The 15,845-nt window shown below is 70.7% G+C and carries 14 protein-coding genes; 11 read left to right on the top strand and 3 right to left on the bottom strand.

Annotation, left to right across the window (positions count from 1 at the left end):
* Positions 1-202 precede the first annotated feature (202 nt).
* Positions 203-1,846, bottom strand: coding sequence for a sigma-70 family RNA polymerase sigma factor (locus ACWC0C_RS39540; RefSeq protein ID WP_450869323.1), 1,644 nt, complete (start codon positions 1,844-1,846; stop codon positions 203-205).
* A 590-nt stretch (positions 1,847-2,436) separates the two neighbouring features.
* Here ACWC0C_RS39540 and ACWC0C_RS39535 point away from each other — a divergent pair.
* The 7 genes from ACWC0C_RS39535 (at position 2,437) to ACWC0C_RS39505 (ending at position 11,001) form a co-directional block, all read left to right on the top strand.
* On the top strand, positions 2,437-3,699 hold the full coding sequence (locus ACWC0C_RS39535) for a phenylacetate--CoA ligase family protein (RefSeq protein WP_450869406.1): 1,263 nt from the start codon (positions 2,437-2,439) through the stop codon (positions 3,697-3,699).
* Positions 3,696-4,967: an MFS transporter gene (locus tag ACWC0C_RS39530; RefSeq protein WP_450869321.1), complete on the top strand. Its 1,272-nt coding sequence runs from the start codon at positions 3,696-3,698 to the stop codon at positions 4,965-4,967. The genes ACWC0C_RS39535 and ACWC0C_RS39530 overlap by 4 nt, the downstream gene beginning before the upstream one ends.
* A complete protein-coding gene (locus tag ACWC0C_RS39525; RefSeq protein ID WP_449194323.1) occupies positions 4,964-6,097 on the top strand; it encodes a GNAT family N-acetyltransferase in 1,134 nt (377 codons plus the stop codon). The genes ACWC0C_RS39530 and ACWC0C_RS39525 overlap by 4 nt, the downstream gene beginning before the upstream one ends.
* A complete protein-coding gene (locus ACWC0C_RS39520; protein ID WP_450869319.1) occupies positions 6,094-7,260 on the top strand; it encodes a LuxE/PaaK family acyltransferase in 1,167 nt (388 codons plus the stop codon). Before ACWC0C_RS39525 ends, ACWC0C_RS39520 begins: the two co-directional genes overlap by 4 nt.
* Complete coding sequence (locus ACWC0C_RS39515) at positions 7,257-9,773, top strand: acyl-CoA reductase (protein WP_450869317.1); 2,517 nt, start codon at positions 7,257-7,259, stop codon at positions 9,771-9,773. The genes ACWC0C_RS39520 and ACWC0C_RS39515 overlap by 4 nt, the downstream gene beginning before the upstream one ends.
* Positions 9,774-10,018: 245 nt before the next feature.
* A complete protein-coding gene (locus ACWC0C_RS39510) occupies positions 10,019-10,543 on the top strand; it encodes a hypothetical protein (protein ID WP_450869315.1) in 525 nt (174 codons plus the stop codon).
* An 8-nt stretch (positions 10,544-10,551) separates the two neighbouring features.
* Positions 10,552-11,001 (top strand): hypothetical protein, encoded by a 450-nt coding sequence (locus ACWC0C_RS39505; protein WP_450869313.1) that lies wholly within the window; start codon positions 10,552-10,554, stop codon positions 10,999-11,001.
* Between the two features lie 317 nt (positions 11,002-11,318).
* Here the strand turns inward: ACWC0C_RS39505 and ACWC0C_RS39500 are convergent, their stop codons facing one another.
* Entirely contained in the window at positions 11,319-11,672 is a 354-nt protein-coding gene (locus ACWC0C_RS39500) for a hypothetical protein (RefSeq protein ID WP_449194328.1), read from the bottom strand.
* 99 nt (positions 11,673-11,771) lie between these two features.
* Between ACWC0C_RS39500 and ACWC0C_RS39495 the strand changes: the two genes are divergently transcribed.
* The 4 genes from ACWC0C_RS39495 (at position 11,772) to ACWC0C_RS39480 (ending at position 15,149) form a co-directional block, all read left to right on the top strand.
* Positions 11,772-12,608, top strand: coding sequence for a class I SAM-dependent methyltransferase (locus ACWC0C_RS39495; protein WP_450869311.1), 837 nt, complete (start codon positions 11,772-11,774; stop codon positions 12,606-12,608).
* A gap of 312 nt (positions 12,609-12,920) precedes the next feature.
* Positions 12,921-13,451 (top strand): secondary thiamine-phosphate synthase enzyme YjbQ, encoded by a 531-nt coding sequence (locus ACWC0C_RS39490; protein ID WP_450869309.1) that lies wholly within the window; start codon positions 12,921-12,923, stop codon positions 13,449-13,451.
* A gap of 189 nt (positions 13,452-13,640) precedes the next feature.
* The gene (locus tag ACWC0C_RS39485) at positions 13,641-14,801 is read left to right on the top strand and encodes a PP2C family protein-serine/threonine phosphatase (RefSeq protein ID WP_449194331.1); all 1,161 of its coding nucleotides are present in this window, start codon (positions 13,641-13,643) and stop codon (positions 14,799-14,801) included.
* Positions 14,802-14,855: 54 nt separating this feature from the next.
* Positions 14,856-15,149, top strand: a complete 294-nt coding sequence (locus ACWC0C_RS39480; RefSeq protein WP_449194332.1) for a hypothetical protein — start codon at positions 14,856-14,858, stop codon at positions 15,147-15,149.
* 182 nt (positions 15,150-15,331) lie between these two features.
* On the opposite strand, the gene ACWC0C_RS39475 is transcribed toward ACWC0C_RS39480, so the two are convergent.
* The coding region (locus ACWC0C_RS39475) for a ZIP family metal transporter (protein ID WP_450869307.1) at positions 15,332-15,845 on the bottom strand (514 nt) is incomplete at its 5' end.

Genomic DNA, 15,845 nt, shown 5'->3' with positions numbered 1-15,845 from the left:
GGTGGCACACCCCCGGCGGGCTCTTTGGCTGGGACGGAACCCGTGCCCCGGCGCGAATTCGGCCGGCGGCCTCGGACGAACGCGCCCCCGCCTTACGCGCCTTACGACCGGCCCACGCCACCGCCACCGGCCACCGCCACCGCCACCGCCACCGCCACCGAGCCTGCCGCTCCGGCTGTGCCGAGGCCGCATCGGCGATGTGTCACATCTTGGCGCCGAAGTCCTGTGTCCACCACGGACCGCCCGCGCCCTTGTGGACGCCCACGCCGATGTCCTTGAAGGAGCAGTTGAGGATGTTCGCCCGGTGGCCGGGGCTGTTCATCCAGGACTCCATGACAGCTGCGGCGGTCTGCTGGCCCTGGGCGATGTTCTCGCCGTAGGTGGACCAGCGGTAGCCGGCGGCGGTGATGCGCTGCCCGGGATCCGCACCGTCCGGGTTGGTGTGGTCGAAGAAGTGGCGTGCGGCCATGTCGTCGGAGTGGCCCTGGGCCGCCTTCTGCAGTTGCGGGTCCTCGGTGAGCGGACCGCAGCCGGCGGCCGACCGTTCCTTGTTCACCAGCGCGACCACCTGGCCGACGACGCCGCTCGGATCCGGCTGAGGCTGCGTTGTGTGTGCCGGGGCAGGAGTCTTGCGGGTGGGTTTCGGGGCTGAGGGTGTGATCTTCGCGGTAGGACTCGCCGGCTTCGCGGTGCTCGCCTTTTTCGGCTTGGTCGCGGACGGGGACGGTGACGCGGAAGGCGAGGACGACGGCGATCCGTCCGCGGCGCCGGGTGTGGAGCGGTCCAGGACGGGGATGGCCGCACTTCGCTCGGCGTTCACGCGGTCGGCACTGGTGCCGGAGTCGGTACCGAAGTAATACAGGCCGCCGCCCGCCACGCAGGCCGCGACGACAGCGCCACCGACGGCCCGTCGGCGCATGCGCCGACGCCGACGGGACTGGCTGCGCGAGCCGGTCCGGCCCTGTGCGCCACGCCGTCCGGTTCCCGAGCCCGATCCCGTGCCGGCCCCGGGGCTGTCGAGCGGTGCGACCGCGCCGGCCGGCGCAAGCCTTGCCGGACCAGAAGAGACCAAGGCGAGCAGCGCGGGTGACGCAGCGATCAGTGCCAGACCGGCCAGCAGCCCTTCCGCGGGCATCAGTCCGCTCCACAACCCACTGCAGCGCGTGCAGCCGCGAGCGTGCCGGGCTATTCGCTTGCGCCACAGAGCCGAGGGCCTGCCGTCCCAGGAAGCCAGCACGGTCCGCAGCTCCTCGCACAGCGGCCGTGCGTCGAGCGCTCGTACCACCACGCGGGCCGCCTCCAGCTGCGCTTTCATCCGCTGGACCCGGACCGCTGTGTGCTGCGGCGAGAGGTCCAGAGCCGCGGCCACCTCCGCCCGCGTGAGCTCGCCGGCGCACTCCAGCCACCACAGGGACAGCAGTTCCTGGTCGTCGGGCTCCAGCCAGCGTGTCGCCCGGGCGGTCTCCAGGCGCTGCCCGGTGAGCTGGAGCTGGACGACGGTCAGATCGACGAAGTCGGCACCCGGATCGGCCAGATCCTCTGCCTCCTCCACCCCGCCGGGGGCGGAGAGACGATTCTGCCGGTGCTCCCGGACCTGATTCATCGCGATGGCCACCAGCCACGACCGGAAACGCTCGGGAGTACGCAGTCCGCCCAGCCCGTCCAGGGCCCGCAGCATGGTCTCCTGCACCACGTCGTCGACGTCCACCGAGCCGTTCAGAGCCCGGCCCACGATGTTGTAGACCAGGGTGAGGTGCGCGCCGACCAAGGCGTCCTGTGCCTGTGTGTCGCCCTCTCGGGCGGCCGTGACCAGCGCCGCCGTCTCCATCGCGTCCTGCGTGCTCATACCCATGCTTCCTGTCCTCGAGACCGCACGATTGTGTCCGATACCTGGGAGACCTCTCGACGCGCCCCGGATAACACTTCTTCGACAGGCAATCCCGGCCGGCCCGGGGACCGCTGCACGGGTGGCGTACGACGTCGTCGTGGCCCGGCAGCCGAGCGCCGGGCGCGTCCGCCGCGCCGAACCCGCCATGCGGGCCGCCGGCGGACCCTTATTTTTCCCATTCTTTAGATCAGATGGAGTCGCATTCACGCCATGGTGCGGATTGCCGGTGGCCGGATTTCCATAAGGCTTCCTTGAACCACCCTCAAAAAGCGGTTATAGGCGACAGATGGATGTGACCACCGTCTCCGGCCCCCCGGGAACCAAAGGCCTCCACGACTCGTCCATGCGCACCAATGCCCTTGCCACGGGTGGCCAGTTGGCGCAATCCCGTTCCGAATGGTGAGATAAACTCACCTCCGGGCACCCGCCCTTCACGGGCGCCCCCCTCTCTCACACCTTCCGCGAACAAAGTCCACGTCATGGGCCCATCCCTTCGCACCCCGTCGGCCTTTCCCGTGCCGGCGGTCCACGCCTTCGAGCAGGAATTGATGCCCGTTCAACCAATTGCGGAACTCATACGTTTCGCCCGGCACAACTCGCCTTTCTACCGCGAGCTCTACGCTCACCTGGCCGATCACGTGACGCGTCTCACAGATCTCCCGGTGGTACCCCAGGCCGATTTCTGGCGGGCCAACTCGCCCCGGAACAACCGGCTGTTGACCGCTCCCCTGAACGAAGGGGTCGTATTCCGCAGCGGCGGAACCACGGGCTCGCCGAAGTTCTCCTACTACACCCGCACCGAATGGCGTGAATTCACCACCGCGTTCGGCGCCGGGCTCGTCCATGCCGGGCTGCGGCCCGGTCACCGGGTAGCCGATCTCTTCTACGCGGGCGACCTCTACGCGAGCTTCAGCTTCGTCCTCGACTCCTTGCACCGCTCCCCCGTGGCCAACGTCCGTCTGCCCATCGGCGGCGCGACACCCTGGGAATCCACTGCGGCGACCTTGGAGGAGTTCCGGGTCCAGGTCGTCGCCGGTACCCCGACCACCCTGTGCTCGCTCGCCGAACGCCTCGCCGACGCAGGCCGGGCCCTTCCGGACGTGGAGCTTCTCTTCTTCGGCGGGGAATGCCTCTTCGCAGACCAACTCCCGCTGCTCCGGCAGGCGTTCCCGAACGGCGAGCCTCGCTCCCTGGGATATGCGAGCGTCGACGCGGGCCTCCTCGGCGAGGCCGTACCCGGCGGGGATCCGCGCGTGCACCGCGCGTTCACACCGCAGACGGTGGTCGAGATCCTCTGTGACGAGAGCGACGAACCCGTTGGCGGCCATGGCGTGCCGGGGCGGCTGGTCGTCACCGATCTCCGCAGACGACTCATGCCCGTGCTGCGCTATCCGGCGGGCGACCGGGCCGAGTGGGTGGACCGGGACGCGGGTGTCTTCCGTATCCTCGGGCGCGCCGAGGAGGGCGTGCGGGTCGGCCCCGTCTCTCTCTACACCGAGGACGTCCATGACGTCGTCACAGCCGCCGACACCCACGGCGAGGTGACCGGTGTGCAGCTCGTGGTGCGGCGGCGGGCCGGCCGGGACGGCCTGGTGCTGCGGCTCGCGGTCGCAGATCCCGGGAAGGCGCCTGCCGCCCTTGGGGAGTCCGTCGTAGCGGCGGTCCTCACCGAGCGGCCCTTCTACGCGAGCGCGACCACCTCCGGGTTTGTGAACCCGATCGGCGTCGAATGGGTGCGGCACCAGGATCTCGCGGTGAACTCCCGCTCGGGCAAGCTCATCCGGGTCGTCGACGAACGGCCGCACACGTGAGCGCGGCGCCGGCGCGCGCACGGCGCCTGCCGCTCGTCCTGCGCAATCCGTCCTTCGGCCGGGTCTGGGCCGGTCAGCTGCTCACCCAGGCCGCGAGCCGCATGTTCCAGGTCGGCGCGGTCTGGTGGCTCGTCGGGTTCGCGGGCGGCGAGCACCGCGGGCTCGACTCCGGCGTGTTCCTCATGGTGAGCACCGTGCCCGCGGTGGCTCTCGCCCCGGTGATCGCCCGCATCGTCGCACGGCACGCACCCCGCAGGGTGCTGGCGAGCGCGGCGATGGTGGCGGGCGTGGTGGCCGTGACGGCGGCTGTCCTGGCCTGCGCCGGGGCCCTGCCCATGGCCGCCGTCTATGCGGTGGGGCTGGTGCTGGCCGGCTGTCAGGCCGTCTTCGACCCCTGTCTGACCACCTCGGTGCCGGAACTCGTCGAGGACGCCGACATCGAGTCGGCCACCGGCTTCGAACTGTCCACCCAGTCCGTCGCCGGACTGTGCGGCGGACTGCTCGGCCCCCTCGTCGTCGATGCGGGCGCACTGGCCGGTGTCACGGCCGCCTGCGGCGCCGCGTACCTGCTCGCCGCCCTGCTGATCGGCTCCACGCGCTTTCCACACCGTGGAGCCGGAAACGGCCCGGACCCCGAGCGGCGCACCCTGCGCCGGGTACTGGCCGGTCTGCCGTTCATCCGCCGTGTGCTGGTCTGCTTCGCCGCCGCCAACATCTTCACCACCGCCGTCTACGTCGTGATGCCGCTGTACACCCGGGAGGTGCTGCACGCGACCGGCTCGACCGTCGCCTCGCTGGAGACGGCCCTCGGTGCGGGCACCCTGCTGGGGTCGTTCACCGGCGGGCGCCTGCCCGGCCGTCCGGTATCCGTCAGCAGCTTGTGCCTGATGGTGATGGCCACGGCCTTCGGTCTGCCCGGGCTGTTCGCCGACCACGCGGTGGCGGTCGTCTCGATGGCCGTCACCGGCTGGTGCCTCGGTGTGATCGGCGTACGGTTCGTGGCGCTGTGCCAGCGGATGGTGCCCGCCGACGACAAACCGGCCTTTTTCGCGGTCATGCAGGCAGTGCTGGGCGCCACGTTCCCGCTGTCCTCGCTCGTGTTCGGCGCACTGGGCGACCAGCTGACCGCCCGGACGCTGTGCCTGGCGCAGGGCACGGGACTCGTGCCGGTCGCGGTGGCCCTGTGGTGGCTCGGCAGCCGCGCGAACACCGCCGGGCCGCGCAGCCCGGAAACGGCGACGCCGGTACCGGCGGGAGAAGCCTCGTGAACGCCGTGCTCTCCCCCGCGTCCGTCCAGGACATCGCCGAGCTGCGGCAGTTGTACTTCGAGGTGTACGGGCACGGCTACCCGGTGCCGCTCGGCAGCGACCCGGTGGTCATGCGCCGGCTGATCACCGACGGCACCGCGCACTGGCTCACCGCTCGCACCCACACGGGCGACCTGGTGGGTTCCGCTGTCGTGCTGACCGAACCGGGCGGCCACATCGGCAAACTGGTCGGCCTCGCGGTGCACCCCGGCCACCGCGGCGGCGGTCTGGCTTCCCGGCTCACCGGAGCGGTCTGCGACGAAGCCTTCGCCACGGGCCTGCTGGACTCGGTGTACGCCACCGTCCGCCTGGTCACCGAAGGTCCGCAGCAGGTCGTCGTACGCAACGGATTCCGGCCGCTCGGCCTGCTGCCGAACGCCGTCGAGGTCGAGGGCTGCGAGACCCTCGCGCTGTTCGCCCGCTACGCCGACGGTGTGCTGGAGCGCCGTGAGCCCGTGGCGAGCGTGCCCGAGCGGCTGTCGGCGTTGCTGTCCGCCGCCTCCCGCGGCGTCGGCATCGACTACACCCATACTCGGCCTGCCCCCTGCCGCGGGACGGCGGCCGCCGCCGGCGCCGAGCCGATCGAGCTGATCGCGGCCCCGGCCTTCGTGCGGCGGCGCTTCCTGGAGCTGTTCCCCGCGCCCGACGACCGTTTCTTCCCGCTGCACACGCCCAACGCGGTCCTGGTGGCCGCCGACGGCCGCTTCGAGGCGTATGCCGACCTCGATCCCGTCGCGGCCAGCTGCGCGCTGGTCGCGGTCCATCCCCGTCCGTCCGCGGTGGCGGGCACCCTGGAGGCGCTGATCGCGTCGGTCACGCGGGCCGGCGCCGACTATGTCGAGGCGCTGCTGCCGCTGGCCGACGCCGAGGCGCTGGAGGTGTTCCTCGCCTCGGGATTCGTACCGAGTGCGGTCTACCCCGCGATGCGCCGCGTCCACGACCGGCTCCACGACTACGTCGTGCTCTCGCGCACCAGCCGTCAGATCGACTTCCGTACGACCGCCGTCAGCCCGCTGCTCCAGCCGTACCTCGGTGCCTATCTGAGTGCCTGGACCACCACTTACCTGCCCCTTCACGAGGTGTCCCGATGAAACCCCATCTCGCTCCCGTCGAGGTTCCCGACCCGGCGGTGCTCGGCCAGGTGCAGCGCCTGTGCGACCTGGCGGAGCCGTACGCCGACGGCCCCGGCACCGACGGGCTGTTCGCCGCCGCCATGGCGGAGGCCAACGCCTGGCACGCCCGCCGCTCCCCCTTCTTCGCCGCCCTGCTCGAGGACCCGGCCGAGACACCGGCTCCCACGGTCGGCGACGGCGTACGCACCCCGCTGGTGCCCGCCGCCTTCTTCAAGCGTCATGAGGTGCTCTCGATCCCGCGCGACGAGGTGTTCCTGCACCTGACCTCCTCGGGCACCACGGGCCAGAAGTCACAGATGTTCTTCGACGAGTGGACCATCCGCTCGGCGCAGCGCATGGTGGCCCGGATCTTCGACCACTACGGCTGGATCACCCCCGAACAGCCGGTGAACTACCTGCTGTACAGCTACGAACCGGCTCCGGCGCTGAAACTGGGCACGTCGTTCACCGACAACTATCTGTGCGACTTCGCCCCGGCCCGGCACACCACGCACGCCCTGCGGCACACCGGCAGCGGCCACGAGTTCGACGTCAACGGCTGCATCGCGGCGCTCCAGCGCTACGCCGAGGACGACGTACCGGTGCGCATCCTGGGCTTCCCCGCGTTCTTGTACTTCACCCTGGAGCGGATGCGGGCGATGGGGCTGCCGCCGCTGCGGCTGCCCGAGGGATCGCTGGTGGTGCTCGGCGGCGGCTGGAAGGGGCACGCCGACCGGCAGATCGGCAAGGACGCCTTCTACGGCGAGGTCAGCGATCGCCTCGGGATTCCCGCGGAACGTGTCCGCGACACGTTCGGCTCCGTCGAGCACTGTGTGCCGTACGTCGAGTGTGCCCATCACCGGCTGCACGTGCCGGTGTGGTCACGAGCAGCCGTCCGTGCCACCGGGACGCTGCGTCCGCTGCCGTACGGCGAGCGTGGCTTCCTGCACCTGGTGAGCCCCTACATCACCTCGGTGCCCGCGCACAGCGTGGTGATGGGCGACCTCGCGTCGCTGCACCCCGGCGAGGAGTGTCCCTGCCCGCTGTCCACCGACTGGTTCACCGTGCACGGCCGTGCCGGGGTGAGCCGCAACCGCAGCTGCGCGGTCGCCGCCGCCGAACTGATGAAGGGAATGTCGTGACCAGCTCCGTAGACCACCCCGTACTCCACCTCTGGCAGGGCGAGTTCGTCGACGACGCCGAGGCCGGCCGGCGGCTCGCCGCTCTGCCCGAGCTGGCCGGGCAGGTCCTCACGCGTCCCCTGCCCACCGACGTGGTGCTCGGCGCCTGTGCCACGGTCAGCCGTGACCTGGCCGATCCCGCCTCCGCCCTGTACGGCCGGCTGGCCGGGCAGCTGCCCGCGGACGAGGCCGCGGCCGTGCTGGCCGAGCTGGCGACCGCCCTCACCCGCGAGGCGCTGGAGCGCAAGCTGCGGCGGGAGCTGGGCGGCCTGCGCCCGGAACGGCTGACCCGGCCGGACGCCCGCGAGACGGTGTACGAGGCCTGGGCACCCGTCGGCCTGCTGGTGCACATCGCGCCGGGCAACGCCGCGGCCGTGGCACCGCTGAGCGTCGTCGAGGGCCTGCTGGCGGGCAACCTGAACGTACTGAAGACCAGCAGCTCCGACTCGGCCCTCGCCCTCGACGTGCTCGCCGCGCTCGGTGCGGCCGACCCGTCCGGGCTGATCGCCGAGCACGTCGTCGCCCTGCGTTTCTCCTCCGCGCGCCGCGAGTGGCTTCAGGCGCTCTGCGGGCCCGCCGACGCGATCGCGGTGTGGGGCGGCGAGGACGCGGTGCGCGCGGCGGGCGAACTGGCCCAGCCCGGTTGCCGGGTGGTCGAATGGGGCCACCGGATCTCCTTCGCCTACCTGACCCGGCAGGCCGCGTCCGAGGACGGCGTGCTCGACGCGCTCGCCGAAGACGTCTGCCGACTGGAGCAGCAGGCGTGTTCCAGCCCGCAGGTGGTGTACCTCGACACCGAGGACACCGAGGAACTCTTCGCGTTCGCCGGCCGGTTCGCCGAACGACTGGCGAAGGTGTCCGACGGGCGCGAGGCGCCTTCGCCGGATCCCGCCGAGCAGGCGGAGATCACCACGGTGCAGCAGCTCGCCCGGCTCGAACAACACCTGGGCCTCACCCGTGTGTTCGCCGCCGAGGACGGCTCCTGGCGGGTCCTGGCCGACGCGCGCCCCGCACTGGACGCCTCCCCGCTGCACCGCAGCGTCTGGGTCAAGCCGCTCCCCCGGCACGCCATCACCGCGACCCTGCGGCCCATGCGCCGCTACCTGCAGACCGCCGCGATCGGCGGCGACCGTGCGGAGGTGGCCGCGCTCTCCCGCGCGATGTTCGCCGCGGGCGTCACCCGCGTCACCCCGGTCGGCTCCATGCTGGAGAGCTACGAAGGCGAACCGCACGACGGCGTCTACGCGTTGCAGCGCTACAGCCGCAGGGTGAGCGTGCGCGCCGCGGACACGGACCTCCGTACGGTGCCCTGTCTGGACGACCTGACGGCACCCCTCGTACTGCCGCCCGCGCCGGACGCACCGCTTCTGGGCAAGGAGGGCGTGCAGAGCGCGCTCGCGACCTTGGATCCGCGCCACGCGCACCTGTACTTCCGCAGCGGGGGCTCCACGGGCGCACCCGCGCTGTCGGTGTTCACCTGCGACGACTACGACAACCAGATGCGCGCCGCGGCGGACGGGCTGCTCGCGGCCGGCTTCGACCCGGCACGGGACCGGGCGGCCAACCTCTTCTACAGCGGGGGCATGTACGGGAGCTTCATCAGCTTCTTCTCCATCCTGGAACGACTGAACGCCACCCAGTTCCCGATCGCGGCAGGCCCCGACCACGCCACGGTCGCCGAGGCACTGGTGGCCCACCGGGCCGACACCGTCTTCGGCATGCCGTCCTACCTGTGGCAGCTGCTGCACGCCGAGGCCGGCCGGCTGCGTGCCTACGGCGGCATCCGCAAGGTGTTCTACGGCGGCGAGCACTTCACCTCCGAACAACGCCGCGTTCTCACCGACGACTTCGGGGTGGAGGTGATCCGTTCCGCGGCCTACGGCAGCACCGACCTCGGACCTCTTGGCTACCAGTGCGCGTCCTCCACCGGCTCGGTCCACCATGTGCTGACCGACCTGCACACGCTGGAGATCCTGGATCCACGGGAGGACCGGCCGGTGGCTTTGGGGGAACCGGGACGACTGGTGTTCACCTCCCGGGCCCGGGCCGGACAGCGCCTGGAGCGCTACGAGATCGGTGATCTGGGACGTGCGGTGGAGGGCACATGCGCGTGCGGCAGCACCGTGCCTCGCCTGGAACTGCTCGGGCGCTACGGCGACGTGGTGCGCGTGGGCACGTACTTCGTCAACTACCGGAGGATCGTAAGGGCGTTGGAGGAGCGGCTCTCGTATCACGGCGAGGTACAGCTGTCGGTGGCGCCCGGCACCGACCGGGAGGAGTTGACGGTCCGGCTCGACGAGCAGTACGCCCCCGACCCAGACCTCACGCGCACCGCGGTCACCACCGAGGTCCCGGAGGTGGCCTCAGCCGTGGAGGAGGGCTTGCTGTCCCTCGCCGTGCAGAACGTACGAAGGGAAACCTTCGAGCGCACCCCGACCAGCGGCAAGCTTCGCACGGTTGTCGACCTGCGCTGAGTACCCGTTCCTCAGCCGTCCGCGCTGATCAGCAGGGGGTTGGGCTCGAGAGGCCGCGATCCGAACTCACCGGACCGCGGCCTCCCGCATGCGCACTTTGATCACTGTCCCACGTCGTTCGTGCCCGGCGCGCGAAGGAAGTCACCGCCGCACGTTCACCACTGACCGCGATTCTCCTCGAACACATCGTCACGAAATCGCCACATCACCCTCCCTCCGTCCGCCGACCGTCCACCATCACCAGCATGCGACACACCATCACCACCGCCGCGGCCGCCGCCGCGCTCCTGCTCCTCAGCGCCTGCAGCAACAGCAAGTCGGCAACCTCCACGGACAACGCCGCGAAACCGGCCAAGCCTGCGGCGGCGGCCAGCGGCAAGCTCACCGCCCGCGACGCGTTCACGAAGCTCTCCGGGCAGGTCAAGGCCGCGAGGCTGTCCGGCACCGTGACAGCGGAGAACGATCCGAACCGCCTCCTCGGCAGGCCGGGGCAGTACACGTCGAAGGTCACCTTCACGGACAGCCGGATCAAGACGAGCGACGTCGAAGGCACCAAGCAGGGGGATGTCGAACGCGGAGGTGCGGTCGAGGTGTTCGCCAGCTCGTCGGACGCGCAATCCCGCGCGAAGTACATCCAGGCAGTTACGAAGTCGATGCCCGCGCTCGCCGAGTACGACTACGTCCACGACACGGTCCTCGTTCGGGTCTCGCACGACCTCACCCCGAAGCAGGCCGCCGCCTACAAGACCGCCGCCGACGGACTCAGCTGAGGCGGCCCATGAAGGCCACCAGCGCCCAATCCCCGCGCAGACCGGGGGCGGATGGCGCGGTGGCGAAGAAGCTGCCCACGGTCGAGGCCCGCAAGAAGGCATCGGCGATCCTGGAGAAGGAGGACCAGGACTTCCGCGACTTCCTCACCAAGGGCGAGAACATGGTCGGTAGGCCGCAGTTCACGGCCTGGTACCGGAAGACCGTCGTCGGCCTGGACATGAAACAGATCGCCTTCAGCAAGGCGGACGCGTACTTCACGGCCGACAACGAACCGACCGAACTGATCGAGCAGTGGCGGTCGGACAACGGCGACGCCAACTCGCGGATCACCCAGTACGCCATGGACGGCACCTCGCCGGACGCCCCGGACGCGACGACACGGAAGGACGCAGCCGACTGCCTGGCGGCGCTCGCGAAAGCCGACAAGGACGCCGAGAACATTGCCAACGGCAGCTGAAAGGACGGCGCGCATACGAGCGGCCCGACTGGGCGATGACCACCGCGGCCGCCGACGGCGGCCTACGCCTGGGCCGATCCTGGACGCTGGCCGATGCGCCCAGGGTGCCGCCGCACCCCGTCTGCCGCTGTGTGTACGCCGCGTCGGTGTCACGGTCCCACTTCGCCGGCTGGTTCGCCTATCCGGCCCCGGCAGTACGAGGGCGCCTCCAGGCCGACCTGCGACGCCCCCGGGAGAAGCGGGCTGGGCCCGGCCGGCTCACCCCAGCTCGAATCCGCCGGGGTCCCGCCGCCTCCGGCGCGCCGCACAGCCAGAGGTCAGACACCGGGTCGGAACCGGAGAGCCGACCACGTGTCGTCGATGGCGACCTGTCGCACGGGCCGCACGCCCCGCTCGGAAAGCGCGGCGGCCAGGGTGTCGCGGTTCAGGTCCGTTCCGAGTTTCCCGGCCTTCGGGTAGGCCACCCAAGCGAGGGCATCCCGCTGCGCTGCGGCAAGCGCTGCCTGCGCATCCGCACCGAGAAGATCACCGGAGGTGCTTACGAAAGCGAGCACCGCATCGGCCGAAGCCGCGTCACCTGCGGCCTCGATCTCCAGGTCGACGTCGTTGGGCTTGCCCAGTACCGCGACACTCTGACCGGGCTTGATCTGCAGCTTGCTGATGACGGACACCCCCTGATCCTGCCACCCGAGCTGCCGCTCCGCGCACCAAAACGGGCCGCGCCATGGTTCCGAGGTGTAGGGTCCGCTCTCCGCCGCCAAGATGGAGGAGTGGCACGGGAAGACGGCGGCCGGGTCCCGCGAGGATCGGCGGGGCCGGGACTCTACGGGGAACGTGTGTTCCGCCCCGAGGACGAGGGGGAGGCGGAGCGGATCGACCTCGGGGCACTCGTCTACGACGCCACAACGTTCGCGCGTCTGCGGCAGCTCGGCGCCGGACCAGGGATGCGCAGTCTGGACGTGGGTGCGGGCACGGGCACGGTGGCCCGGCTCCTGCTGCGCGAGGCGGGCGTGACCGAGGTCGTCGCGGTCGATCGGGACATCCGTTTTCTCGCCGCGGAACCCGTCGCCGGACTGACCCCGCTCGAGGCCGATGCGACCTCCCCCGGCTTCTCCCCCGGCCTCTTCGACCTCGTCCACGCCCGGTTCGTGCTGATGCACCTGCCCTCTCCCGCCCGGATGGTCGAGCGGCTCGCCGCGCTGGTCGTACCCGGAGGCGTCCTCGTGCTCAGCGATGCGGTGGACCTGACGACCGAGAACGCGCCCCGGACGCCGTACACGACCGCCATGCGGGCGATGTGGCGCGGTCTGCGGGAGACGATAGGCACCGATGTCACCTGGGTGCCGACCTGTCCCTGGCTGATGGTCGCCGCTGGGCTGGAGGCGGTGGCCGCCGAGATCCATGTCCCTCCCCTGGTGCCCGGCAGCCCCATCAGCCGGTTCTGGGCCGGGACCTGGGACCGGGCACGCGCCGCCATGGTGGGCACCGGCCTCGTGGACGACGCCGGGATCGATGACGCTAAGCGGTGCCTGGAGTCGACCGAGTACGCCGGGCTGTCCCCCGGCATGCAGACCACCTGGGGCTGGAGACCGGCGACACCGTCATGAATCTGGGTTCATTCCCCTCCGGGACCAGCAGGACGGTGTTGGAGACGGCTCCTGCGAACGAGTGCGCCTGAGGCGCCGCCGTTCACCAGAGCGAGGTTCCGCACGCTCGCCGGTGCCACCGCATGCCCGGCGAACAGCAGCCCCAAGGAGATCAAACAAGCAGGGTCATGAAAGCCGGATAGTCACTAGAGGTGACGGGCCGACCGCGGTCCCCCGGTGGTTCACCTGTCTGGGTCGCTGTTCGCGACGGTGCGCGTGGCGGCATCCACCCTGGATAGAGGAGACACCGGAACCCGTCGCTTTGGAGATTACATGACCACCGTTTCTCATTCCGGCATCAACGTAACCGCCCGCCGGGACATGCCTCCGGGCAGCCGCCTCATGTTCACGGTCCGGCTACAGGTGACCACCAACGGCCCCGAGAGCACCGTGGACCTGACCGGCCTATTGCACCGGCTCGTGTCCGAGGCCGACGTGACCGAGGGGACAGTGCACGTGTATTGCGGGCACACCACCTGCGGGCTGCTCGTCAACGAGCTCGACGTCGGCCTGGAGACCGATACCGGCCAGGCCCTCGAACGTCTCCTCCCGCACAGCAGCCGCCACCCCTACAACCACGACAAGGACCGCACCCCCGCGGAGCGGGCCCTGCACGGCGAGCGGGACAACGGCCACGCCCACCTGCGCGCCGTAATCGCTACCCACCCCGAACTGCACGTCCCCATCACCGATGGTGCGCTCTACCTCGGCCAGTGGCAGGCGATCATGCTGGCCGAACACGACGGCCCCCGAACCCGTGAACTCCTCGTCCGCATCCACGACGACCTGGGCCGCCCGGCCTGACCCGACCCCACGCGCGCATCGGGCCGAGACGCGTTCCGCTGTGAAGGGCCACGATGGCTGCTTTCCACGCGAGGGGCTTGAGCACAGTCCGCTGACCAGCGGTCCTCCCGCTGTCCTTGGTCACCTCTCGCCGGGGGCCACAGCCGCTGCTGTTCGTCAGATGTCCCCGACGGTGGCAATGTGGAAGACGTGAATGCCGGGCGCGGCTTGGCTGGTGTGCGGCAGCCACGGCAGTCGAGCCATGCGCTGTTGCTGATCCCGATCGTGCTCATCCTGGTGATCACGATTGCGGACCAATTGGTCCCGGAGGACGTCCATCTCGGCCCGCTCCTGGTCATCGCACCCGCGATCACCGCCTCGTTCGCCGGTCCCTGGCTGACTGGGCTGATCGGGTTCCTGACCGTGGGGGCGCAGGCATACATCGGCTGGCATTTCGGCGTGCTGTTCTCGCGCAACGTGCTGGTGCAGATCCTCGCCCTGGCTGTGCTGTCAGCGCTGATCGTGTTCTTCTGCCTGGTGCGCGAGCGACACCAGCGCCAGCTGGCCCAGGTGCGGTCGGTCGCGGAGGCGGCGCAGCACGGCCTGCTGTGGCCACTGCCGGAGCGGATGGGCCCCGTGCGGATCGCCTGCCTGTATCTGGCCGCCGAGGACGAGGCGCAGATCGGCGGTGACCTGTACGCGGCCACCCATGTCACCGGCGGCGTCCGCATCATGATCGGGGATGTGCGCGGCAAGGGGCTGTCCGCCATCGGCGAGGCCGCCCTCCTGCTCGGGGCCTTCCGTGAGGCCGCCCATCGGCACGCCACTCTCCCCGATCTGGCCGCCACGCTGGAGCAGAGCGTGGCCCGCTACCTGGCCGACTTCGAGCCGGCCGCCGAGATCGGCGAACGCTTTGCCACCGCCCTGATCCTCGAACTCCCCGACGACGACCACAGCATCCGGATGATCAGCTGCGGACACCCCCCTCCCCTACTGCTCAGCCCCGGTAACACCCTGACCGTCCCCAGCCTGCACCCCGCGCCGCCACTCGGGATCGCGGCGACGGGACCGGAGGCATACACCATCGACGTGGCTTCCTTCGAGCCCGGCGACACCCTCCTGCTCTATACGGACGGCGTCATCGAGGCCCGCGACGCCGAGGGCCGCTTCTACCCCTTTGAGGCACGGGCCGCCCAGTGGAGCAAAGCCGGCCCCGAATCGCTGCTCCACCACATCCAACGCGATCTGCTTGCCCATACCCGCGGACGCCTCAACGACGACGCGGCCTTCGTCGCGCTCCTCCGCGAGCCCGAGAGCCACCGCCGCCACGGGCGGGTCATCCACTCGAGCGGGTTCGGTCACGCCCCCTGACCAGTCGTAGCCCGCCCCGCCTGGCGAGCGCCGGGAAAGTGACAGGATCGGCTCATGAGCACCGAGACGGACTGGGTGTACCGGGTGGACGAACCGCACGGCTCCGAAGGCTGGCGCCCCTACGGCGACCATCCCGAGCGTTGGCGGGGAACCGTCACCACCGATGATCCGAAAGAGGACGCCGAGTACGTCGCCGCCCTCGTCGTCACCGACCTGGTGTCCGAGTGGGACCGCCATGGCGCGGTCCAGAAGCACGTGCGCGTGATCGTCTGGGAGGACGAGGAAGGCGCCGGTCCCGCGGACGCGGCCTTCATGGTCGAGATCCAGCCGGTCATCGACGGAGAGTGACGCCTGCGGCCGGTTTCGCGTACGGGCGGGATACCGGTGCGAGGCTACCGCGTACGCGGCCCGACCCGGTCAGCAGCGACAGGCTCCCGTGCACGATCCGGGCCAGGGCTACGCCGAGCAGCAGGCCAGCCGCCGCGGCGTACTTCAGCCGCAGCGGCCTGCGTCTGCTCTCGCGCGGAGGCTCAGGCTCCGGCGGCGGTGACCACGGCGTCCGTGGCGAAGCCGAGGAGCAGGCCGAGGAGGACGCACCAGGTGGTGAGCGTCTTCAGACCGGCCTTGCGGGCAACCGCCAGCAGTTCGATGACGACGTAGAGGATGGAGCCGGCGGCCAGGCCCAGGAACGCGATCGACAGCGTGTCGTTGACCAGGTGCTGGCCCACGAGCGTGCCGAGGAAGGTGGGGCCGCCGCCGATCAGGCCGAGCCAGAAGAGCGTGGCCCAGGAGGGGCGTTCGCCCTCGGCGGCGAGCGGGGCGACGATGCCGAAGCCCTCGGTGGCGTTGTGCAGGCCGAAGCCGATGATGAGCAGCACGGCGAGGGAGAGTTCGCCCTTGGCGGCGGAGTTGCCGATGGCCAGGCCCTCGGCGAAGTTGTGCAGGCCGATACCGGTCGCGATCATCAGCGCGAGCGAGGCCGCCTGGCTGCGGGGCGCCGGCGCCAGCTCCGTCGCCGCGGCGGCGCCGGGCCCGGCCGGACGC

This window comes from Streptomyces sp. NPDC001709 (genome assembly GCF_053596375.1).
The sequence above is the reverse complement of the archived record's forward strand: the minus strand, read 5'-3'. Positions and strand labels throughout refer to the sequence as shown.